Annotated in this window: 19 protein-coding genes; 13 read left to right on the top strand and 6 right to left on the bottom strand. The window is 62.4% G+C overall.

All coding sequences use genetic code 11. The features are described from left to right. The first annotated feature begins 65 nt into the window (after window positions 1–65). The 5 genes from H2509_RS07195 to H2509_RS07175 all read left to right on the top strand — a co-directional run bounded on the left by H2509_RS07195 (window position 66) and on the right by H2509_RS07175 (window position 5918). Window positions 66–1676: a Na/Pi cotransporter family protein gene (locus H2509_RS07195; protein WP_182163702.1), complete on the top strand. Its 1611-nt coding sequence runs from the start codon at window positions 66–68 to the stop codon at window positions 1674–1676. A 211-nt stretch (window positions 1677–1887) separates the two neighbouring features. Further along, window positions 1888–2868, top strand: a complete 981-nt coding sequence (locus tag H2509_RS07190) for a Bug family tripartite tricarboxylate transporter substrate binding protein (RefSeq protein WP_182163700.1) — start codon at window positions 1888–1890, stop codon at window positions 2866–2868. A gap of 169 nt (window positions 2869–3037) precedes the next feature. Further along, on the top strand, window positions 3038–3469 hold the full coding sequence (locus H2509_RS07185) for a tripartite tricarboxylate transporter TctB family protein (RefSeq protein ID WP_182163698.1): 432 nt from the start codon (window positions 3038–3040) through the stop codon (window positions 3467–3469). Window positions 3470–3478: 9 nt separating this feature from the next. Beyond that, window positions 3479–5014: a tripartite tricarboxylate transporter permease gene (locus H2509_RS07180; RefSeq protein WP_182163696.1), complete on the top strand. Its 1536-nt coding sequence runs from the start codon at window positions 3479–3481 to the stop codon at window positions 5012–5014. Between the two features lie 193 nt (window positions 5015–5207). Continuing rightward, window positions 5208–5918: a L,D-transpeptidase gene (locus tag H2509_RS07175; RefSeq protein WP_328805007.1), complete on the top strand. Its 711-nt coding sequence runs from the start codon at window positions 5208–5210 to the stop codon at window positions 5916–5918. 46 nt (window positions 5919–5964) lie between these two features. Here H2509_RS07175 and H2509_RS07170 read toward each other — a convergent pair whose 3' ends face one another. Both H2509_RS07170 and H2509_RS07165 read right to left on the bottom strand, forming a co-directional pair. Continuing rightward, window positions 5965–7473: an ABC transporter substrate-binding protein gene (locus H2509_RS07170; protein WP_182163694.1), complete on the bottom strand. Its 1509-nt coding sequence runs from the start codon at window positions 7471–7473 to the stop codon at window positions 5965–5967. Next, window positions 7470–8777 (bottom strand): acetylornithine deacetylase/succinyl-diaminopimelate desuccinylase family protein, encoded by a 1308-nt coding sequence (locus tag H2509_RS07165; RefSeq protein ID WP_182163692.1) that lies wholly within the window; start codon window positions 8775–8777, stop codon window positions 7470–7472. Before H2509_RS07165 ends, H2509_RS07170 begins: the two co-directional genes overlap by 4 nt. A gap of 151 nt (window positions 8778–8928) precedes the next feature. On the opposite strand from H2509_RS07165, the gene H2509_RS07160 reads away from it, so the two are divergent. Both H2509_RS07160 and H2509_RS07155 read left to right on the top strand, forming a co-directional pair. Then, on the top strand, window positions 8929–9672 hold the full coding sequence (locus H2509_RS07160) for a DUF6030 family protein (RefSeq protein WP_182163690.1): 744 nt from the start codon (window positions 8929–8931) through the stop codon (window positions 9670–9672). A 165-nt stretch (window positions 9673–9837) separates the two neighbouring features. Then, window positions 9838–10185 (top strand): ArsR/SmtB family transcription factor, encoded by a 348-nt coding sequence (locus tag H2509_RS07155; protein ID WP_182163688.1) that lies wholly within the window; start codon window positions 9838–9840, stop codon window positions 10183–10185. A 64-nt stretch (window positions 10186–10249) separates the two neighbouring features. Here the strand turns inward: H2509_RS07155 and H2509_RS07150 are convergent, their stop codons facing one another. Next, on the bottom strand, window positions 10250–11170 hold the full coding sequence (locus H2509_RS07150; RefSeq protein ID WP_182163687.1) for a pirin family protein: 921 nt from the start codon (window positions 11168–11170) through the stop codon (window positions 10250–10252). Between the two features lie 177 nt (window positions 11171–11347). Between H2509_RS07150 and H2509_RS07145 the strand changes: the two genes are divergently transcribed. From H2509_RS07145 to H2509_RS07135, 3 genes are all read left to right on the top strand, one after another. Beyond that, window positions 11348–12892, top strand: a complete 1545-nt coding sequence (locus H2509_RS07145) for an alkaline phosphatase family protein (protein WP_182163686.1) — start codon at window positions 11348–11350, stop codon at window positions 12890–12892. Between the two features lie 264 nt (window positions 12893–13156). Continuing rightward, the gene (locus tag H2509_RS07140) at window positions 13157–13483 is read left to right on the top strand and encodes a hypothetical protein (RefSeq protein ID WP_182163685.1); all 327 of its coding nucleotides are present in this window, start codon (window positions 13157–13159) and stop codon (window positions 13481–13483) included. Window positions 13484–13567: 84 nt separating this feature from the next. Then, window positions 13568–13831 (top strand): hypothetical protein, encoded by a 264-nt coding sequence (locus H2509_RS07135; RefSeq protein WP_182163684.1) that lies wholly within the window; start codon window positions 13568–13570, stop codon window positions 13829–13831. Between the two features lie 107 nt (window positions 13832–13938). On the opposite strand, the gene H2509_RS07130 is transcribed toward H2509_RS07135, so the two are convergent. From H2509_RS07130 to H2509_RS07120, 3 genes are all read right to left on the bottom strand, one after another. Continuing rightward, entirely contained in the window at window positions 13939–15111 is a 1173-nt protein-coding gene (locus H2509_RS07130; RefSeq protein WP_182163683.1) for an MFS transporter, read from the bottom strand. Between the two features lie 169 nt (window positions 15112–15280). Then, a complete protein-coding gene (locus H2509_RS07125) occupies window positions 15281–17101 on the bottom strand; it encodes a methyl-accepting chemotaxis protein (RefSeq protein ID WP_209001823.1) in 1821 nt (606 codons plus the stop codon). A gap of 181 nt (window positions 17102–17282) precedes the next feature. Further along, window positions 17283–18164 carry a LysR family transcriptional regulator gene (locus tag H2509_RS07120; protein WP_182163680.1) on the bottom strand — a complete coding sequence of 294 codons (882 nt, stop codon included), beginning with the start codon at window positions 18162–18164 and terminating at the stop codon, window positions 17283–17285. A gap of 180 nt (window positions 18165–18344) precedes the next feature. Between H2509_RS07120 and H2509_RS07115 the strand changes: the two genes are divergently transcribed. The 3 genes from H2509_RS07115 (at window position 18345) to H2509_RS07105 (ending at window position 22392) form a co-directional block, all read left to right on the top strand. Then, the gene (locus H2509_RS07115; protein WP_182163678.1) at window positions 18345–19844 is read left to right on the top strand and encodes a CoA-acylating methylmalonate-semialdehyde dehydrogenase; all 1500 of its coding nucleotides are present in this window, start codon (window positions 18345–18347) and stop codon (window positions 19842–19844) included. Between the two features lie 336 nt (window positions 19845–20180). Then, on the top strand, window positions 20181–21371 hold the full coding sequence (locus H2509_RS07110) for an acetyl-CoA C-acyltransferase family protein (protein ID WP_182163676.1): 1191 nt from the start codon (window positions 20181–20183) through the stop codon (window positions 21369–21371). 58 nt (window positions 21372–21429) lie between these two features. Beyond that, on the top strand, window positions 21430–22392 hold the full coding sequence (locus tag H2509_RS07105) for a ChaN family lipoprotein (protein WP_182163673.1): 963 nt from the start codon (window positions 21430–21432) through the stop codon (window positions 22390–22392). Window positions 22393–22401: the final 9 nt, after the last annotated feature.

The raw sequence follows: 22401 nt of genomic DNA, 5'->3' as shown, positions 1-22401 counted from the left end.
GGACTATCCGCAACCTTTCGGATCAAGTGGTTGCCTCAACCTTGTGCCGCCGGGCAAAAGTATCGATGACCGGAACCATCCTGACCGTTTTGGGCGGTATCGGCCTCTTCCTTCTCGGCATGATCGTGCTGACCGACGGGCTGAAGAGCCTTGCCGGCAACACGATGCGTGCCGCGCTCGCCCGTCATACGCAGAGCCCGCTTTCCGGCGCGGTGGCAGGGGCGGCGACGACGGCGCTCGTCCAGTCGTCGAGCGCCACGACCGTGACCGTGGTCGGCTTTGTCGGTGCCGGGCTTCTGACCTTTCCCCAGGCGCTTGGCGTGATCTTCGGCGCCAATATCGGCTCGACGGCCACCGGCTGGCTGGTAACGATCCTCGGATTGAAGCTGCAACTCGGTGCCATCGTGCTGCCGCTTGTCTTCGTCGGCGTCCTGCTGCGGCTGTTCGGGCGGGGAAGGGTGCGCCACATCGGCTGGGCGATGGCCGGCTTCAGCCTGCTCTTCATCGGTCTCGACGCGCTGCAAAAGGGGATGGCCGTTTTCGAAGGCACGGTGACGCCGACCGATTTTCCCGCCGACGATACGCTTGGCCGACTGCAGCTGATCCTGACGGGCGTGGTCATCACGCTGGTCACGCAGGCATCCAGCGTCGGTGTCGCGACGGCGCTGGTGGCGCTGGGGGCAGGGGCGATTTCCTTTCCCCAAGCGGCTGCCCTCGTCATTGGAATGGATATCGGCACCACGTGCACGGCCGCGCTTGCCACGATCGGCGGTTCGACCGCCATGCGCCAGACCGGACTGGCGCATGTAATTTACAACCTGATGACCGGCGCGATGGCCTTCTTCCTGCTCACGCCCTACGCGACCTTCGTGAGCTGGCTGCAGGGCGGGCAGATAGGCAATGGCCAGATCGCGCTGGTCGCCTTCCACACCACCTTCAATGTTCTGGGTGTCGTTCTGATACTCCCCTTCGCCGGAGCCTTCGCGAAGCTGGTGCAGTGGCTTGTCCCCGATCGCGGCGCGCCGCTGCTAAGGCGCCTGGATCAAAGGCTGCTTGCCGATCCGCAGGCGGCGATCGATGCGGCCGCGCCGACCGTCCGGGAAATTGCCGCCGAAGCGTTCGCGGTGCTGGCGAGCGCGCTCTCGCCAACGGTCGATTATACCGATGGTGCGGAGGCGCGGGAACGCGTCGGCAACGCCATCGATGCGACGCGCGACTATCTCCAGAAGGTAAGAACGGGAGACGAGATCGCGCTGCCGCATCGCCGGCATATCGCCTGCATGCATGCGCTCGACCACCTGGAGCGGCTGGACAGCCGGCTGAAGCAGCAGGTCCGCATTGATGCGATCCTCGACAATGAGGCGCTTTCGAAGGCCGCGGAGCCGCTTCGCCTCGCTGGCGCCTTGCCGGCGGATGCCGACCTCGCCGCTCTGGAAGCGACACTCGAGCGCGAAAGCCTGCTTCTGGAAGAGCGGGACCGCCGGTTTCGCGAGGAAACCTTCGACGCCGCCGCTCTCCAGCGGGTGGATGCCGATACCGCGTTGCTTCGACTGGACGCGATGCGATGGCTGCAGCGCAGCGGCTATCACCTCTGGCGGATCGTTCATCACCTTCGGATTGCGCTCGGCGAGGATGGCCAGAATGGGGAGCCGGCAAAGGTCCCTAAAATGTCGTAACGGAAATCAATTGCTTGACAGCTTCATGACAGCTTGAGGGAATAGAGGGAGGTATCCGGCCGCGTTGGAGGGCCGGCGTTTGGAAGCAGGCTTCGGCGGGGAGGACGCCGGAGTGTTCCTCTGCGACGCGGGCCTGCTTGCGAAGTTTGAAAATGGTCATCTGTACCGTTTGCGGCGGCAAGGCCCGGCGGGATGATCCAGGGAGGACACCGTGAAAAAGCTGATTTCCGGGTCGGTTGCGACCCTTTTCGCCGTTGCCGCGCTGACCGGTTCCGCTCTCGCCTTCGAGCCGGGCAATACCGAATGCATTGCGCCGGCCAATCCGGGCGGCGGCTGGGACTTCACCTGCCGTCAGGTCGGCAAGACGCTCTATGACATCAAGGTCGTGCCGAACCCTGTCCAGGTGGTCAACATGGCCGGTGGCGGTGGCGGCGTCGCCTATGCCGAAGTGGTCAACAAGCGCAATGAAAACAACGACCTGATCGTCGCCGCTTCCTCGGCCACGACGACCCGTCTCGCCCAGGGCGCGTTCCCGGGCGCCTCGATGGACCAGGTTCGCTGGCTCGGCACGGTCGGCGCCGACTACGGCATCATCGCCGTTGCCAAGGATTCCCCGATCAACACGCTTCCGGAACTCCTGGCGCAGGTGAAGGCCGATCCGTCCTCCGTCCCGCTGGCAGGCGGTTCGGCCGTCGGCGGATGGGACCATCTCAAGGTGCTGATGGCGGCCAAGGAAGCCGGTATCGACGTCAAGAAGGTCAAGTATGTCGCCTTCGACGGCGGCGGCGAGGCTGTGACGCAGCTCCTCGGCGGCCACGTGAAAGCCTTCTCGGGCGATATTTCCGAGGCGAAGGGCTTCGTCGATTCCGGCGATATCAAGATCATCGCCGTGCTGGCGCCGGATCGTCTGCCGGGCGAGTTCAACGTGTTCCCGACAGCCAAGGAGCAGGGCCTGAACGTGGTCGGCGCCAACTGGCGCGGCTTCTACGGCCCGGGCGGCATGACGGACGATGCCTATAACTTCTGGTCGGACGCGGTGAAGACCGTCTACGATTCCAAGGAATGGCAGGACATCATGACCCAGAACGGCCTGATGCCGCTGTCGCTGTCCGGCGAGGCCTTCCAAGCCTTCGTCGCCGACCAGATCGATCAGGTCGCGACCCTGTCCAAGGAAATCGGCCTCATCAAGTAAGCCGGGTTCTGCGGAAAAGCCGGCGGCTGCACCCCGCTGCCGCCGGCTTCAGCGTACCGGGCAAATGGCCCGGACGTCTTTGATTTCGGGACATTTCAGAAGAACAACAAACTGCCCGCGCCGGATTTTTTTGCCGGGTAATCGCGCGGCGGTGAAGGGAGGCTCACCCATGAGCGACAGGATCTTCGGGATCGCCTGTCTCCTGCTTGCCGGCTTCTATCTGGTTTCGGCCAGCACCATCGAACTCGGTTTCATCGAAACCCCCGTCGGGCCGCGCGCGTTCCCCTATATCATCGGCGCCGTGCTGGCGATCAGCGCGCTCTATCCGATCTTCGTGCCCGATGCGCCGCCCGAGTGGCCGGACATGCGGGGCCTGGTCGAGATCGCCTTCGCCGCCGCCGTGATGTTCGCCTATGCCTGGCTGCTGCCGACCGGCGGCTTCGTCCTGTGCACCGCCGTCGCCGCCGCGGTGCTGAGCTGGCGGCTCGGCACGACGCCTCTCGCCGCGGCGACTGCGGGCGTCGCGATCTCCGTCGGCATCTACGTCGTCTTCCATCTCGTTCTCGGGCTCTCGCTGGCGCGCGGCCCCTGGGGCTTCTAAGGGGGCATCATGGACGCTCTATCCTCGCTCGCCGCCGGCTTCGAAGTCGCCTTCACCTTCCAGAACCTGTTTCTGGCGCTGCTTGGCTGCTTCCTCGGCACCATCATCGGCGCATTGCCGGGGCTCGGCCCGTCGAACGGCGTGGCGATCCTCATCCCGCTCGCCTTCACGCTCGGCCTGCCTGCAACGCCGGCCCTCATCCTGCTGACCAGCGTCTATTACGGCGCCATGTATGGCGGGCGCATCTCGTCGATCCTGCTGAATATCCCCGGCGACGAGCCGGCGCTGATGACGACGCTCGACGGCTTTCCCATGGCGCGCAAGGGGCAGGCGGGCGAGGCGCTGGCGCTTTCCGGCATTGCCTCCTTCGTCGGCGCCTTCTTCGCCACCTGGGGCCTGGTCTTTCTCGCGCCCGTGCTTGTCGGCGTCGCATTGCTGTTCGGGCCGGCGGAATATTTCGCGCTTTACGCGCTGGCCTTCGCCACGCTCGGCGGCATCGCGTCCCGCAATCAGGCGAAGGCGGCCATCGCGGCGATGATCGGCCTCGGCATTTCGACGATCGGTGTCGACGCCATGGCGGGTGTGGCGCGTTTTACTTACAACGAGGTCCACCTTTACAGCGGTATCGACTTCCTGGTGGCGATCGTCGGCCTTTTTGCGATTTCCGAAGTCTTTTTGTTCCTCGAGCATCGCGGCGAAGGGGGAGCCTCGACGTCGGGCACCAAACTCAGCCGCGTGACGGCGCCTGTTTCCATGCTCAAGGAAAGCGCCGGGGCGATGGGCCGCTCGACAGTGCTGGGTTTCATCGCCGGCGTGTTGCCGGGGGCGGGAGCCTCGCTCGGCTCCTTTATCTCCTACACGGTCGAGAAACGGATCTCCGACAAGAAGGGCACATTCGGAAAGGGCGATCCGCGCGGCGTGGCGGCACCGGAGGCCGGCAACAATGCCGCTGCCGGCGGCGCACTTGTGCCGATGCTCGCGCTCGGCGTGCCGGGATCGGGCACGACGGCGGTGCTGCTTGCCATGCTGCTTGCGCTCAACATCACGCCTGGGCCGCTGCTCTTCCAGAAGAACCCGGATGTGGTGTGGGGGCTCATCGCCGCTTTGTTCATCGGCAACATTATGCTGCTCTTGATGAATATCCCGATGGTGAGCCTCTTCGTGCGGGTACTCCTGATCCCGCCGCGCTTCCTGATGCCAGCCGTTGCCATGATCTCCTTTGTCGGCATCTACGGCATTTCAGGCTCCACCTTCGACCTGATGGTGATGGTCGGCTTCGGTGTCATGGGTTATGTGCTGCGCAAGCTCGACGTGCCGCTGGTGCCGATCATTCTCGGTATCCTGCTTGGCGGCGAAATGGAAAAAAGCCTCAGGCGGGCGGTACAGATTTCCGATGGCGACTGGTCGGTGCTGCTGTCCTCTCCGTTGACAATCGGCCTTTGGGCCTTCGCGATCATCGGTTTCGTCGCGCCGCTGATCATCGGCCGCTACCTGCGTCCGAAGATTGCGGACGAACCGCAGGCGGAAGGCGCCGATCCGGATTGATGCCAGGCCTTGGCTGCGGCGGGTCGCACTTTTGTAACCTGCCGCAGCTTTTTCATCGACAAAGACAAGTTTCCAAACGCATAATCTCAAGATCAAGCCAGCGCTCGTTCCTTGGAATAGTAGACAAGGCAGGATCCGGATTTACGCCACAGGCCGCCTTCCGACCTTGCCTGAGTTGAGAGGTGGACGCGCCGTGTCGAAGATCTTGCCGGTTTCCATTTTCAGGGCGGATATCCGCCACCGTTTTACCCGCCGCACCGTTGTCGCCGCACTGCCGTTGCTTCTGGCTGCCTGCCAGTCGTCGAACAGAGCTTCGTTGCCGACCGTCAATTTCGTTTCCTATTCCACGCCCGTCGAACAGTTCGACTATGCGTCCGCCTATGCGCCGCTCGAGGACGGCGGCTTCCAGTTGCCGGCGATTGCCTATAACGATTTCGATCCCGCATTCCTGCGCCAGACCGTCTCCAGTCCGGGGAATTACGAGCCGGGAACGATCGTCGTCAGCCCTTCCACGAAATTCCTCTACCTGATCCAGCCCGACGGCACGGCGATCCGATACGGTATCGGCGTCGGTCGTGAGGGTTTCGCCTGGTCGGGAGAGGCGACGGTCGGCTTCAAGCGCGAATGGCCGAAGTGGTTTCCGCCCGACGAGATGATTGCCCGCGATTCCAGTCTGGAAAAATATCGCGACGGCATGGATGGCGGCCCGCAGAATCCGATCGGCGCGCGCGGGCTCTATCTGTGGCAAGGCAACAAGGACACGCTCTATCGCATCCACGGCACCAACCAGCCGCAATCGATCGGCACCAATGCGTCGAGCGGCTGCATTCGCATGTGGCAGCAGGATATCATCGACCTTTACAACCGCGTCGATCTCGGCGCGAAAGTTGTCGTGCTGGCCTGAGTTCGGCTGGAGAGCGGGCGATGGCGCCCGCCCGCTGTCTGTCTTATTATTCCCAGTAAACCTCCGTCAGGTCGTTGGCCTGCACCGGGGCGTTCTCCCAAAGGCCCTTCAGCTTCGCATCCCAGACGCCGGTCTTGGCAAGCTGGAACAGGAAGCCGTTCACCGCGTCATCGGCCAGGATCTTCTGTGCCTCCCGCATCAGGTCGTAGCGGGCCGTGGTGTCGGTAGTGGCGCCGAGCCTGGCGATCAGGGCTTTGAATTCAGGGTTCTTGTAGCCGAAATAATAGTCGTCCCGGGCGTAGATATCGATGTCGAGCGCTTCGGTGTGGGAGACGATCGTCAGATCGTAATCCTTGCCCTTGAAGACCTGCTCCAGCCACTGGGCCCATTCGAGCGGGATCAGTTCAAGTTCGATGCCGACCTTCTTCAGGTCGGAGGCGAGGATTTCTCCGCCACGCCGCGCGTAGGCCGGGGGAGGGAGCTTCAGCGTGGCCTTGAAGCCGTCCGGATAACCGGCCTCTGCCAGCAACGCCTTCGCCTTTTCCGGATCGTGCGGGTAGGTGCCGACAAGATCGACATAGGCTGGATGATGGGGCGCGAAATGCGAGCCTATCGGCGTGCCGTAGCCGAACATCGCGCCGTCGATGATCGCCTTGCGGTCGATGGCATGCGCGATTGCCTGTCGCACCCGCTTGTCGTCGAACGGCTTTTTCGCGTTGTTGGTCGCCAGGATCGTCTCGCCTTCCGTCGAACCGACGACGACGGCGAAGCGTGGGTCGGCCTCGAATTGCGGCAGGTTTTCCGGGGCCGGATAGATCGGGAAGCCGTCGACATCGCCCGCCATCAGGGCGGCAAGGGCCGCGGCGCTGTCGCCGATGACCTTGAAGGTTGCCTTGTCGAGCTTTGCCGGCGTGCCCCAGTAATCGGAGTTTCGTTCGAGGTCGACCCGGTCGCCTTTCACCCAGCGGGAGAATTTGAACGGACCGGTGCCGACGGGATCGCTCTTGTTGGCGTCGGCACTTTCCGGGCCGACCATGACGGCATCTCCGATGCCAAGCGTGAAAAGGAAGTCGCCGGTCGGCTGCTTGAGGGTAATACGCACGGTCGAGGGATCGATGGCCTCGACCTTGTCGATCACCTCGAACTTCGCCTTCTGCGCATTGACGGAGTCCGCGCCCCGCGCCCGGTCAAGGGAGAAGACCACATCCTCGGCATCGAATGCTGTCCCGTCGTGGAAGGTCACGCCCTGATGCAGTTTGAACGTGTAGACCGTTCCGTCGTCCGAGATGGTCCAGCTCTCGGCCAGAGCCGGCTTGATTGTGCCGTCCCTGTCGACCTGGGTCAGGCCCTGGAAGACATTGATGAAGACGACTTCGTCGATGGCTGCGGCGGCCCCGGCGGTCGGATCGAGATGCGGCGGCTCCAGTCGCACGCCAAGCGTCACATCGGTCCGCGCCGCAGACGCGGGCGAACTGATGGCAAGGGCGGCTGCAAGACCGATCAGCGCCGCACCGGCGGAGAGCAGCAATCGCCTCCCGTTTCTCCTTCGGATCATGATGCCCTTCCTTTTCCGTTCGCTTCCGGCGCGGCCTTGCCGCCGGTCAACAGGGCAAGCGTCGCCCTTGCCATCACCTTGGCGCTCGCCACCATGTCATCGATCACCACGAACTCGTCCGGCCGGTGGGCGATATCGAGAATGCCCGGACCATAGGCGATGCAATCATGCAGATGGCCGATCCGGGCAATGTGTTTCTGGTCGTAGGAGCCGGGAGAAATCACGTAGTCCGGCCGCTGCCCGAGCACCGCTTCGATGCCGGAGGCCACTGCCTTCACCACGGGTGCGTCACGCTCCGTCATGGTGGGCAGGACCTCGAGAAGATCCCGCACCGAATAGCTGAATCGCGGACGCTCGGCCGCGAGCCGGTTGAGCAGGCGGACGACCTCGTCCTTCACCTCGCCGATGTCTTCCTCGATCAGGAAGCGTCGGTCGATCACCATCCGGCAACTGTCCGGCACGCAGGGCGAGGGCAGGCCGTCGAAGTCCTCCGGCTGTCCGCCGTGGATCGAGTTGATGTTGAGCGTCGAGGATCTGGCCCCCTCCGGAACCACCGGCATGTCGGTGTGCTTCGAGGCAAGCAATGGAAATAGCTCTGCTTCGAACCGGTCGATCACCGCGCCCATATGGCGGACCGCGCAATCGCCGAGAAAGGGCATCGAGCCATGCGCGATCGAGCCGTGCGTCTCTATCTCCGCCCACCATACGCCGCGATGGCCGAGGCAGATCCTTTCCTTGTTGAGCGGTTCGGGGATGATGACGTGGTCGACGCGCGGTTTGGAGAAATAGCCCTGACGGGCCAGATAGGCGACGCCGCCGAGCCCACCCGATTCCTCATCCACCGTGCCGGATATCTCGATGGCGCCGGCGAGATCCGGCGCAAGTTCGATCAGCGCCTCCACCGCGATGATCGCCGCCGCGATGCCGCCCTTCATGTCGCAGGCGCCTCTGCCGAACACCTTTCCGTCGCGCACAATTCCGGCAAATGGATCCACCGTCCAGCCGCGTCCCACTTCGACGACATCGATATGGCCATTGAAATGGACGCAGGAGCCGGGCTTGCCGCCCTCGCGCCGGGCGATCACATTGGTCCGCGGATAGCGGTCGCTGTCGCCGGGCGTATCCTGCCCGCGTATATAGGCGATCTCGAAGCCTCGCCGCGCCAGACGGTTGCCAATATATTCCGCGCATTGAACGTAGGCGTCGCCGGGCGGATTGATGGTCGGAATCCGGATGAGATCCTGCGTCAATGCGACGAGGTCCTGACGCTTGTCTTCAATGCGCCTGTCGAGCGCGTCCAGCATGTCGAATCCCGGTGTGGCGACCTTTTTCGTTTCAGGGCATGGTGCACCGGATCGTCGTTTCAAGGCAATGGTTTCGGTTTGGCGGATGGATCGCTGGAACAGTCAGCGCAGAACAAGGCCCGATGGTAGCGAGACAGGGCTCCTGGAGACCATGGACAGGGTTGGCCGTTTGAGCCCGTTCCTGTTTCTGGGACTGGTCGCTCTGCTTGGCGCGGCCGTTCTCGCGATATTTTTCGTTGCACGATCAGAGGACGTCCCCTCGGCGGAGCGTCTTGCTGCGCCGGATGTTCGTATAGAGGCTGAAGTCGAACCGATCGCCGATCCCAGCCTGCTCGATCCATCGCCTTTCCATCCCGATCGGTTTCACATCGTTTTTGCCGGGCATCCTGCCGATCTGTGCGCGGAGATCGCGCAAAGCGGGGTGCCGATGTCGGACTGGTCGGCGGATCCCTTGCGGCAGGGAAGCTGGCAATGCTCAAGCGAACTCGTCCCGCTGGGCTCCGCCGACGGGAGGGGAAGACAAAGCAGCCTTTTCGTCAGCCTGCGGGGGACGGTGGAAGAGCAGCTCGACTTCCTCCGCATCAAGCTCAACGGCGACAATCCGCAAACGGTGCCGCTGGCCAAGGTGACGCTTGGCCACATCCTTCGGTCCACGGCCGTCCGCTATGGCTGGGACTGGCCGGACGAGCTTTACAGGGCAATCGATCAAGGTCGCGCGATAGAGCTGATGCAGCGGGGCGTCAGGCTGAGCGTGCATCGGGAAAATCCCGGCCTGACGAACGAAGCGGACCCTGTGCTGCGGCTCAACGTGGTGATGGATTTTCCCGAAAGCAGGCTGCGAAACACGGGCAGGGGATTCGAACCATTCAGCTGGCAGAAACCGATCGATCGTTAGCCGGAAAGCGACCATTTGCGACCAATGGTTGCGCATCCGCGTTCAAAATTGCAGGCGGTTCAGTGGGTTATAGCTCCACCTTCAGGCCGCGTTTTTGAGCTTTTCTACCCGAGGCAAATTAAATAGAAATGACAATAATATCATCCGATTCCCGTTTTTGAATAGATGAACATTTCCATGCACCAGTCACACAGAAATATTCAAAAAGCTGAATATCGATGCTCTCGAAAAATGACTGCAAAGTCCAGGGAGGCGACTGATCTTATAAAGGCCCTTGCCCACGAGGGCCGGCTTATTATTCTCTGTAGACTTTCCGAAGGGGAATGTTCGGTGGCGGAATTTGAAGAAATGCTCTCGATACGCCAGGCCGCAGTGTCGCAGCAATTGGCGCGCCTGCGCCTCGAGGGGTACGTAAAGGCGCGCCGCGAAGGCAAGCAAATCTACTACTCGCTCGCCGATGATCGGGTGAGGGAGCTCGTCAAGATTCTGTACAAGATATTCAGCGTCCGCTGACTTTGCCTGAAAGTGCACGCCCGCATTTCGGATCGTTGCGGAGATACTGAAACAGATACAGAGCCTATCTTTCCGGCAAGGGAATGAAATCCTTCTCGTCTCCGGGCACAATGTCGAAGCGCCGCCTTTTCCAGTCTTCCTTCGCCTGTTCGATCTTCTCCTTCGAAGAGGAGACGAAGTTCCACCAGATATGGCGAGGGCCGTCCATCGGTTCGCCGCCCAATACCAGGAAGCGGGCATTGTCGTTGGCGGTAACGGTGATGGGGTCTCCCGGTTTGAAAACGAGCAACTGGCCGGGGCCGAACTTGTCTCCGGCAATCTCGATTTCGCCATCGACGGTGTAGATCGCCCGCTCTTCGTGGCTCGCATCGATTGGCAGCCGGCCGCCGGCGGCAAGCGTCGCATCCGCATAGATCGTCTCGGTGGCAGTGGCCACCGGGGAGCGAAGGCCATACATCTCGCCTGCGATCACGCGCACTGTGGCCCCTCCATCCGACAGGACGGGGAGGCCGGCCGCACCGTGATGCTCGAAGACCGGCTGGCTTTCCTCGTGCGTTTTGGGCAGCGCGACCCAGCTCTGGATGCCGAAGATCTTGCGCGGCATCGTCTTGCGGGCCGGATCCTCGCGCTCGGAATGAACGATGCCCTTGCCAGCGGTCATCCAGTTCAGGTCGCCCGGGCGAATGACCTGATCCGAGCCCAGGCTGTCGCGGTGATGAATTTCGCCATCGAAGAGGTAAGTCACCGTCGCCAGACCGATATGGGGATGAGGGCGAACATCGATGCCGCCGCTTTCCAGGAATTCCGCCGGTCCCATCTGGTCGAAGAATATGAAGGGGCCGATCATCTGCCGTTTGGGCGAGGGCAGGGCGCGGCGAACCTCGAAGCCTCCGAGATCGCGAGCACGCGGCACGATGATCATGTCGATCAGGTCGCAGGCGCCGGCATCGCCCGGCATCGGATCTTTTCCAGGCATCCAGGTCATAGCGTTTCCTTTCGCGGCCGTGCAGAAGAGCTTCCCACCCGAAGATAGTCACTCTTGCCGTCTGGTCCATTCGACAGAGCGTTCACCGCTTGCGTGCCACTGAAATTCTTGGAACTCTCCGCTTCCGTTGACCGGGGCCATTTGTTTAGACCGGCTCCCCTTGCATGAGGCGTGGACGTGAAGCTCAATGTTCTCCTGATCACGGCGGACCAGTGGCGCGGCGATTGCCTGGGATTAGCCGGCCATCCGGTGGTCAGGACGCCGCATATCGATGCCCTGGCGGAGGAGGCCGTGTATTTCTCGCGGCATTACTGCCAGGCCGCACCTTGCTCGCCGGCGCGGGCCTGCCTCTACACGGGCCTCTACCAGATGACGACGCGGGTCGTGAGGAACGGCACGCCGCTCGATGCCCGACACGACACGATCGCGCTGGCCGCCAGGCGCCAAGGCTATGACCCGACCCTCTTTGGCTATACGGACCAGTCGGTCGACCCGCGTACCGTCTCAGGCGACGATCCCTGGCTCAGGACCTATGAGGGCATCTTGCCCGGCATGAGCGTCCGCGTCCGGGTGCCGGAGGATCACACGCCATGGCTGTCCTGGCTGAAGGCGAAGGGCAGGGATCTGCCGGCGCGAGCCCAGGATATCTGGCTGCCGGACGAGGGGCCGGCCGATCCGCCTTCCGGCCGACCGCCCGCCTATTCCGCAGAGGAGACGGAAACGGCGTTCCTGGTGGAGGAGTTTCAGCGCTGGCTCTGGGAGCGGCGTGCCGGAGTGGACGCGGCTAAGCCATGGTTTGCCCATGTGAGCTTCATCCGCCCGCATCCGCCCTTCATCGTGCCGGAGCCCTATGCGTCAATGTACGACCCGGCCGACGGTCCGGTCTTCCGCGGCGCGGCTTCGCCGGAAGAAGCGGCGGACGTGCACCCGTTCCTTGCCTATGCGATCGACAACCAGGACAAGAGCGACTTTGTCTGGGGTGCGCAAGGAAAGGTGCGGGACTGGAACGAAGCGACGAGACGGCGTATCCGCGCCACCTATTGGGGCATGGTCAGCGAGGTCGATGCGCAGATCGGTCGGCTGATCGACGGTCTCAAGGCGACGCGCGAATACGGGAACACGCTGATCGTGCTCACCTCGGACCACGGCGAGATGATGGGCGATCACCAGCTCCTGTCCAAGCTGGGGTTCTACGATCAAAGCTTCCATATCCCGCTCGTCATCCGCGATCCGCGCCATCCCGGAGGGTTCGGGCGCAAGGTGGAGGCCTTCACGGAATCGATCGACATCATGCCGACGGTTCTGGAGGCGATCGGCGCGCCGGGGCCCGGATGGCTGGATGGGCTTGCCCTGACGCCTTTCCTGGAGGGGCGTGAACCGGAAAAATGGCGGGATACAGTTCACTGGGAATACGACTTCCGAGAGGTGGCGGGAGGTACGGCCCAGGTGGCGCTCGGCCTTGATATGGACGCCTGCAGCATGGCCGTCATCCGCGACAAACATATGAAATACGTTCACTTTGCCGGCTTGCCGCCCCTGCTTTTCGACCTTGACGATGATCCCGACGAGACGCGCAACGTGGTGGACGATCCGGCATATCAGAAGGCGCGTGTCCGCTATGCCGAAAAGCTGCTTGCCTGGCGCGCCCGCCATCTCGACAAGCGGCTGACCGGGATCGAACTCACTCCGGATGGTCCGGTCGATGGCCGGGAAAAAGCATAAAAAATCAAGACCTCTCGCTCTGTGGCGGAATTAAGGTATGAATAGGACGCTTCTAAAATAAATAATTATCGTGCCTACGCTTGTAGACATCTTGCGCGGAAAAGAATCCGTACTCAAATCAGTGCGGTTGGTTGCGTATATCGCTGCGGCAGAGAGCTGTGACAGGTATTTTCCGCCGTTGCCCAAATAAAACGGCGCAGCCACCGGCTTGGCGCGAAGGCACATCGCGTGGCGGGCGAGTTTCGCCCTTTAGGACTTCCCAACATGACCGTGCTGGCAAATTTCGCTGGCCTGGCGACGACGGCCGGATTGTTCGCAGTTGTCGTCCTTGCGTTCCTCGGCCTTGCGAGCCTCTACCGCTCCGGACGAATGCCTCGCATCCTCAGTGGCGATGTGACGTCGATGATCCTCTGCGCGCTCCTTACGGCCGCTTTCGCTGGCACCCTGATCGGAGTGTTCGCATCCGCGCTTCGCCTGCCTTTCCACTTCTGGGGAGATCTTGCCTCGGCTGTGGCCGTGTTGCTGGCAGTGACACTGCTGGGATTGGGAGCCTCGCGGCTCCTCGGCCACCGTGGAAACCCGAGCCGCTAATACCGAAGACAGGCCGAAACCGCCACGGTCCGCCAGGGAGAACGTCCTGACACCGCCGCATTCGGCCCACGCAGGAACATCGCTATGAAAAGTACCGATCTGAGAGACGGTCGCGGACGCGTCGTGACATTCGACAGTCTGATACGAACCGTCAGCCTCGTACTGCTCATTGCCTTGCAGATCGGGATCGTCGGTTTCATGACGATCTGGGCGATCGGCGGCCTACTCCATCTCGATTGGCAGGTCAGTGCCGGTCTCGGCCTGATCCTGGCGGTTCCGTCTCTTTGGGTAATCTGGAGGACCGCCGTCTGGGTCTATGCGGCCGAGACTGATCCGCAAAACAACTGAGCGAGAAGCGCTCCAGGAGAAGGACCAAGACCGGGAGGTGCCAAGAGAACGCTTTCGGCGAAAGCGGGATCGCATCCTTGGTAAGAAGTTGGCACGAAATCAATGTTCTAGCGCATGTCGGCGTGGCGAGCCTGTCCGCTGAAGATGGCCACGGTCACGACGAGCACGGCAAGAACGGCATAGATGACGCCGAAGCCGGTCCGTTCGGCTATGAAGCCGATTGTCGCCGGCGCGATCAGAAGCCCGGAATATCCCATGAAAGTGACGACAGACAGGCCGATTCCCGGCGCCATTCCCGGCAGATTGCCGGCCGCGGAGAAGAGGATGGGCGCCATATTGGCGATGCCGATGCCGGCGATGGCAAAACCCGCGACTGCAAGCCCCGCCTGTGGCGCGATGCTGGCGGTGAAGATGCCCGCGAAAGCCAGCATGGCGGATGCACGCAACGTCGCGGTCGCGCCAAATCGGTTGCGGATCGTGTCGCCGGCAAATCGGGTCAGCGCCATGGCTGCGGAAAAGGCGCCGAAAGCCAGGCCCGAGGCGGCCACATCGACCGCAAACGTCTGCCTGAGATAAAGCGCTCCCCAATCCAGGACGGCTCCCTCCGGCACCATCGAAACGAGCGCCATCAGACCGACGAGATAGGGCAGGGGCGTACGCGGCAGGCGGATCGGTTTGCGTTCTCTATTGCCTGCGGGGCGATCCTCAAGCACCTTCCGCCAGGCCAGAGCGCAACCCGCGGCAGCGGTCACGGTCACAATTGCAGCATGGGTCGCGTTGCCCGCGCCCTCAATCAGCATACCGCCACCGGCCGCGCCGACAAAACCGCCGAGACTCCAGAAGCCATGGCAGGACGACATCACCGCCCTGCGCGTTTTCTGTTCGACGCTCACCGCATTGGCGTTCATGGCGATATCCATCGCGCCCGCGAAACCGCCGAGAAGGAAAAGCGAGATGCCCGCGAGCGCGATGTTCGGCGAAAGCGTCAGCCAAAGGATCGTCGGGGCAAGCAGTGCGGCTGCGATCTTGGCCGGTCGCGCCGAGCCGATACGTGCGATAATCGGCCCGATGAATGGCATCATGGTCAATGAGCCAAGCCCGAAGCATAGGATCAGGAACCCGAGCACGCTTTCTGAAATCCCGAGCCTCTCGCCGAGCTCGGGAATTTTCGGTGCGAGGCTGCCGACGACGAAGCCGTTGATGAAAAAGAGGCAGGAAACGGCTTGCCGCTCTCGCGGGAACAACTTGGCGCGGCCAAGAGTAACGATTGAGAAATTCATGAACAACGCCGATGACTCGCAACAGGGACCGCAGCAGTTGGGGCGGTTCCGGCGCCAAAATCAAGCATGACGAAGCCACGGCGCTGCGGATACGCCAAATCCGGCAAACGAAAACCCGCGGCCGGTTTTCCCGGCCGCGGGCGATGAAAGGGCGATGCTATTTGACGGATCAGGCGGCGCGAACGGCCACGAAGAAGCGGTTGATTTCCTCGCGCAGCTTCTCCGACTGGCTTGCCAGACCACCGGAAGAAGCGAGGACCTGCGAGGCGGCGGCGCCCGACTGGCTGGCGGATTGAGCGACGCCGGCGATATTGGCAGCGACATCGGCGGTCGCTTCCGACGCGCGATCGACATTGCGCCCGATTTCCGCAGTCGCTGCCGTCTGCTGCTCGACGGCCGAAGCAATGCTTGTGGCGATCTCGTTGATATTGCGGATCGTCTTCGAGATTGCCTCGATCGCGGTCACCGAGTCGGTGGTCGCCATCTGGATGTCGTTGATCTGACCGCTGATCTCGTCCGTGGCACGGGCGGTCTGATCGGCAAGCGATTTCACTTCCGCCGCGACCACGGCAAAGCCCTTGCCTGCCTCGCCGGCACGCGCGGCTTCGATGGTGGCATTGAGGGCCAGCAGGTTGGTTTGCGCGGCGATGTCGTTGATCAGGCGGATTACGTCGCCGATCTTGCTTGCGGCATTGGCGAGCGCCTGCACCTGGGCGTTGGTCTTGTCGGCATCATCCACCGCTTGCCTGGCGATACGGGTGGAGGCGGAAACCTGACGGCCGATTTCGCCGATCGAACTGGTCAGTTCTTCGGTTGCCGCCGCCATGGTCTGGACGTTGCTTGCGGCTTGTTCGGTGGCGCTTGCCACCGCGGAGGATTGTTGGCTCGTCTCATCGGCAATTGCCGACATGCTCTCTGCGGTCGTGCGCAGCTCGCTTGAGGCATTCGTCACCGCATCAAGGGACTCGCTGACTGCCCGGTCGAAGTTGCGGATTGCCTCTTCCATTGCCGCCTGCCGGCGTTCCCGCACCGCCTGATCGGCTTCCTGGCCTTCGCGCAGCCTGCTTGCCTCGACCAGGCCGTCACGGAAAATCTCGACCGAGCGGGCCATTTCGCCGACTTCATCCCTCTGCTCGGTACCGGATATCCGTGCCTCCAGGTCGTTTGCGGCCAGTTGCAGCATGGCGGCATTGAGGTTGCCCATGGGGCGAAGAACCTTCGTAAGGATCTGGTAGGACATGGCGACGAAGCAGGCGATCACGATGGCGATCGCGCCGAGCAGTGTGTAACGATAGAATTCCGCGTCGCTCACCGCGCTGTCGATGGCACGACCGGTTCTCTCGTCGAGCAGAACGAAAAACTCGTCGATCGGCGCCATGATCTGCGCCTTGTACTGGTGATATTCGCGCGAATGCAGCAGGTCCATGGCAAGCTTTGCGTCCGGTTCTCCTTTGCTGCTGAAACCGCCCTTGCCGTCGTCGAAAAGACCTTTCACGGCGTTCATCGCCTTGACTTCGAGGCCGACAAGCCCGTCGGAATTCGCCTGAGCCTGCTTCAGCTTGGCGAATTCGGCATCGGAAAAGCCCGCCTGCTTCATCAGGTCGAGCAAGGCGATCGTCTGGCCGTCGGGGCGTGGCTTCCTGCCGGCCGCCACGAAATCCCAATAGACGCGATGATAATCCTGCGGCCGCGCCTTCTCGCCATTCCGGATGGCCAGAATATCGAGGTACTGCTGCTCGTAGGCCGGGTCGCCGGTCACTACGTAGGTTCGCCCGAGACGGGTCAGATCGTCGGAACTCTGACGGAGTTCGTCGGCCAGCAGATACGACTGATAACGCTTGTCGTAAGCGCGCTGTACGGCGTCCTGAGCCTGGCTGTAGAGGAGCCATGCGACGCCAAGCATGCCCAGCGAGCACAGAACGATGAAATTGGTAATCAGAAAACGTCGCGCGATCGGCTTTCCAAGCATTGCGCCGGTCAATGTGTTCAATCGATTGTTGGCCAAAATACTATCCTTTCCCCGGCCGCGAAGTGCCGTGCCCAGCTTACTTGCATGTGCATCTATCTGCGCCTTGCACTCTTAATGATCGCTTGCCCGGAATGGGCGGCTCGCACTGATGTGATCGCGTGTCCTAAGGGAAAATACGTAGGAATGCCGTTGCACCCGCAATTCAGCCAAAGCAGGCCCGGTCGGCGCCGACCTGTTCGGCAATGAAATCTGCGACCGTTCGAATGCGCCGCAGGTCGCGAAGGCTCTCGTGGATCACGATCCAGTAGGCGCGGCGGATCGTGCGCTCCGGCAGAACCTGGACGAAATTGGGATCCGTGCGAGCGATGAACGAATGCAGGATGCCGATACCGGCGCCGGCGCGGACCGCTTCTGTCTGGCCGAGTGCCGAGGCAATCTCGAAGCGCGGCTGAAACGAACGGTCGATTTCCTGCGAATAGGCGAGGCCTGAGGAATAGACGAGATCTTCCACATAGCCGACAAGGGCATGGTCCTTGAGATCGGCTATCGTCCTGGGTTCTCCCGCTTCGGCCAGATAGCTGCGCGACGCGTAGAGCGCCAGTTCATAGTCGACCAGCTTGCGCGCGACGAGCCTGCCATGCTCCGGCCGCTCGACCGTGATTGCGATATCGGCTTCGCGCCGTGACAGCGATACCGCGCGCGGCACCGGCACGAGTTGCAGGGTCAGGTCCGGATGCTGCGCCGTCAGCCTGCCGAGGCGAGGGGCGAGATAGGCAACGCCGAAGCCGTCCGGCGCGCCGATACGGACAGTGCCTGATATCGCCACGTCCTCGCCACCGATGCCGGCGCGGGCGGCCAACATCTCCGCTTCCACCCGCTCCGCCGTTTCCATGAATTTCTCGCCAGCGGCCGTCAGCACGCACCCGGTCGTGCGCCGGTCGACGAGTTTCGCCGAAAGCGCATCCTCCAGTGCCGAGAGCCGTCTTGCCACAGTCGCGTGGTTCAGCCCGAGGCGGCGGGCGGCAGCCAACATCTGCCCGGAACGGGCCACCGCAAGGAAAATACGCAGGTCGTCCCAGTTCATGGAAACCTCGCTCGATGGCGCTAATTCACGCTGTCATAGAGGAAAATCGTTTGCACTTCAAATTTCGCACAACGGATGCGGCAGATCGCGCATTGTTTTCTGCAAAAAATAAAGGCATGACCTAGACCGTCAAATTCGGTCCCATGCGGCCAGGTTGCACTCCACAGGGAGGAGACAGACATGAACGTTATCGGTCATTTCATCGGCGGCAAGCACGTCGAAGGCACGTCCGGCCGTTACGCGGATATTTTCAATCCCGCGACGGGTGAAATTCAGGCGAAGGTTTCCCTCGCGAGCCAGTCCGAGCTGGAAGCCGCTGTTGCCAATGCCGCAGCCGCGCAGCCGGCCTGGGCCGCCACCAACCCGCAGCGCCGCGCCCGCGTCATGATGCGCTTCGTCGAGCTGCTGCACCGCGACATGGACAAGCTCGCCGAAGCCCTTTCTCGGGAGCACGGCAAGACCTTGCCGGACGCCAAGGGCGACGTGATCCGCGGCCTCGAGGTTGCCGAGTTCTGCATCGGCGCCCCGCAGATGCTGAAGGGTGAGTTCACCGAAGGCGCCGGTCCGGGCATCGACATGTATTCCATGCGCCAGCCGCTTGGCGTCGTCGCGGGCATCACGCCGTTCAACTTCCCGGCGATGATCCCGATGTGGAAGTTCTGCCCGGCGATCGCATCCGGCAATTCCTTCATCCTGAAGCCGTCCGAGCGCGATCCGTCCGTTCCGATGATGCTCGCTGAACTGATGATCGAAGCGGGTCTTCCGGCCGGCGTTCTCAACGTCGTCAATGGCGACAAGGAAGCCGTCGACGGCATCCTCGACCATCCGGAAATCCAGGCCGTTGGCTTCGTCGGTTCCACGCCGATCGCCCAGTACGTCTATTCGCGGGCAACGGCGAACGGCAAGCGCGCCCAGTGCTTCGGCGGTGCCAAGAACCACATGATCATCATGCCCGACGCCGACATGGATCAGGCCGTCGATGCTCTGGTGGGTGCGGGCTACGGTGCTGCCGGCGAGCGCTGCATGGCGATCTCGGTTGCCGTTCCGGTTGGCGAGGAAACCGCCAACGCGTTGATCGAGAAGCTGGCGCCGCGCGTCGAAAGCCTGAAGATCGGTCCTTACACCGCCGGCAACGACGTCGATTTCGGCCCGCTGGTCACCGGTCAGGCGCTTGCCCGCGTCAAGGGCCTCGTCGATCAGGGTGTGAAGGAAGGCGCGAAGCTCGTCGTCGACGGCCGCAACTTCTCCATGCAGGGCTACGAGAACGGCTTCTTCATGGGCGGCTGCCTGTTCGACAATGTTACCAAGGACATGTCGATCTACAAGGAAGAGATCTTCGGCCCGGTTCTCTCGGTCGTTCGCGCCAAGAACTACGACGAGGCGCTGGACCTGCCGATGAGCCACGAATACGGCAACGGGACGGCCATCTTTACCCGTGACGGCGATACGGCCCGCGACTTCGCCAGCCGTATCAACATCGGCATGGTCGGCATCAACGTTCCGATCCCGGTGCCGCTGGCCTATCACACCTTCGGCGGCTGGAAGCGCTCCGGCTTCGGCGACCTGAACCAGCACGGCCCGGACGGCTTCCGCTTCTACACGCGGACGAAAACCGTCACCTCGCGCTGGCCGTCGGGCGTCAAGGAAGGGGCGGAATTCTCCATCCCGACGATGCGCTGATTTTTTACAGATCCTCCTCCCCGAGGTGCACTTGGGCGGCGCTTTGGCGCCGCCCTTTTTCGTTTGTGGAAATGATCCTCCACTCAAAGCCGTACGTATCCCTCCGGACATTAGTTCTTTTGCGAGATTGCCGTGCCGATGCACGCAGACTATCGTGCCGCGCCTAATACGGCAGGCATGCGCGGAAAGCGGCCAAACAGTGCGCGCTAGGGCAGGATGGCGAAATGTGTGAGCGGTTTCTGCCTGAAATCCTGCTCTAAACTATTAGAATCGATCACGTTTCATGAGATTTGATCGGCTCGATCCGTTCTCATCGTGATCCAGGGGAGAAGCGTGATGACGAAACGAAACGTGGTGATCCTGTCGGGTGTGCGGACGGCCATAGGCACTTTTGGCGGCGCGCTGAAGTCGATGCCGCCGTCGCAGCTTGGAGGCATGGTCGCCAGGGAGGCGATTTCGCGCGCCGGAATCAGTCCCGACAAGATCGGCCACGTGGTCTATGGCCACGTCATCAATACCGAGCCGAAGGACATGTATCTGGCCCGCGTTGCGGCGGTCGAGGCAGGCATTCCGGTGGAAACGCCGGCACTGACGCTGAACAGGCTCTGCGGTTCCGGCGCGCAGGCGATCGTCTCGGCAGCGCAGTCGATCTTGCTTGGCGATGCCGATTTCGCGGTTGCCGGTGGTGCGGAATCCATGAGCCGCGCGCCGTTTTCCTCGCAGGGCGCTCGCTTCGGCGTGAAGATGGGCGACACCAAGATGACCGACATGATGATCGGCGCGCTGAACGATCCTTTCGGCGGCGGACACATGGGCGTGACGGCGGAAAACGTTGCCAACGAATACAAGATCAGCCGCGAGGCGCAGGATCAGCTCGCGCTCGAAAGCCAGCACCGCGCCGAAGTCGCGATCAAGGATGGCCGCTTCAAGGAGCAGATACTGCCGATCGAGGTGAGCGAAGGCCGCAAGACCTTCACCTTCGATACCGACGAGCATGTGCGTGGCGAGACGTCCGCCGAAGGCCTCGCCGGTCTTCGTGCCGTCTTCCGCAAGGAAGGTTCGGTGACGGCGGGCAACTCCTCGGGCATCAATGACGGCGCGGCCGCTGTCGTTCTGGCCGATGAGGAAGCGGCCAGGGCGGCCGGCCTGAAGCCGATGGCAAAGATCCTCGGTTACGCCCATGCTGGCGTCGATCCGACACTGATGGGTATCGGCCCGATTCCCGCCGTGCGCAAGCTACTTGAGCGGACCGGCATGTCGCCGGCCGATTTCGACGTCATCGAGTCGAATGAGGCCTTTGCGGCCCAGGCCTGCGCGGTCATGCGCGAGCTCGGCTTTCCGAGCAACAAGGTCAACCCGAATGGCGGCGCGATCGCGCTTGGACACCCGATCGGCGCGACCGGCTGCATCCTGACAGTGAAGACGATCTACGAGCTGAAACGCACGGGCGGTCGCTACGGCCTCGTAACCATGTGCATCGGCGGCGGCCAGGGCATTGCGCTTGCCGTCGAAAATCTCGCCGCCTGAGCTATTTATCCCTCAATGTGATGGCGGGCCTTATCGGCCCGCCATTCGTGGGGGCCTCATGTATTTTCTGATCGCCGCTTTATTCTCGCTTGTTTCCGCCGCTGCCTTTGCAGGTGAAGCGCCTCCGGCCTTTTTTTCCAGGCATTTGTCCGATCATCCGCTCGCAGGCCGCATCTGGTCCCTGAACGACGAACGTTTCGTCGAGCCGAATGATGTCGCTACCGCCGCCGGCGATAGCCGGTTTGTTCTTCTTGGCGAGATCCACGACAACCCGGACCACCATGCCCTCCAGGCCTGGCTGCTTGGTGCGATTGTCGATGCAGGCAGGCGTCCCGCTCTCACGCTGGAAATGATACCCGTCGACATGCAAGCGGATGTCGACACCTTCCTTGCTTCGGAAAGTCCGGACGCGGAGATGTTCGGCAAGGCAGTCAATTGGGAGGGGCGCGGCTGGCCAGACTGGGCGATTTATCAGCCGATCATGGACGTTGCGCTTGCTGCCGGCTTGCCGATCAAGGCCGGCGATGCGGCGAAATCCGTCAGGAAAAGCGTCGCAGCTCAGGGTCTTGACGCTTTGCCACCGGGGACGCGCAGCCGTCTGGGTCTGGTCGAACCATTGCCCGAAGGTCAGCGAGCGGTGCTGGAAGTGACGCTGTTTCGGTCCCATTGCGGGCTTGTTCCAAAACCGTCACTTCAGCCGATGGCCGATATCCAGCGCCTGCGCGATGCCTCGCTCGCAGACGCCATGCTGATGTCCGGCAAGGACGGCGCGGTACTGATCGCCGGTGGTGGCCACGTCCGCGCCGACCTCGGCGTCCCGCTCTATCTGGCTCGGCGTGCGGGACAGGACAGCAGCATTTCGATCGCGTTCCGGGAAGTCGAAGCGAACGTGGGCGACCCTCGCCAGATGTTTGCCGATACCGTACAGGATATGTTGCCCTACGATTTCGTCTGGTTCACTCCGGGCATCGTTCGTGAGGATCCTTGCGAAAGCCTGAAGGGGCGCTTTGGCGGCAAGTAGCAGCGCCGG

The organism is Stappia albiluteola (assembly GCF_014050225.1).
Classification (GTDB): Bacteria; Pseudomonadota; Alphaproteobacteria; order Rhizobiales; family Stappiaceae; genus Hongsoonwoonella; species Hongsoonwoonella albiluteola.
This window is presented reverse-complemented; position numbering and strand designations above follow the sequence as displayed.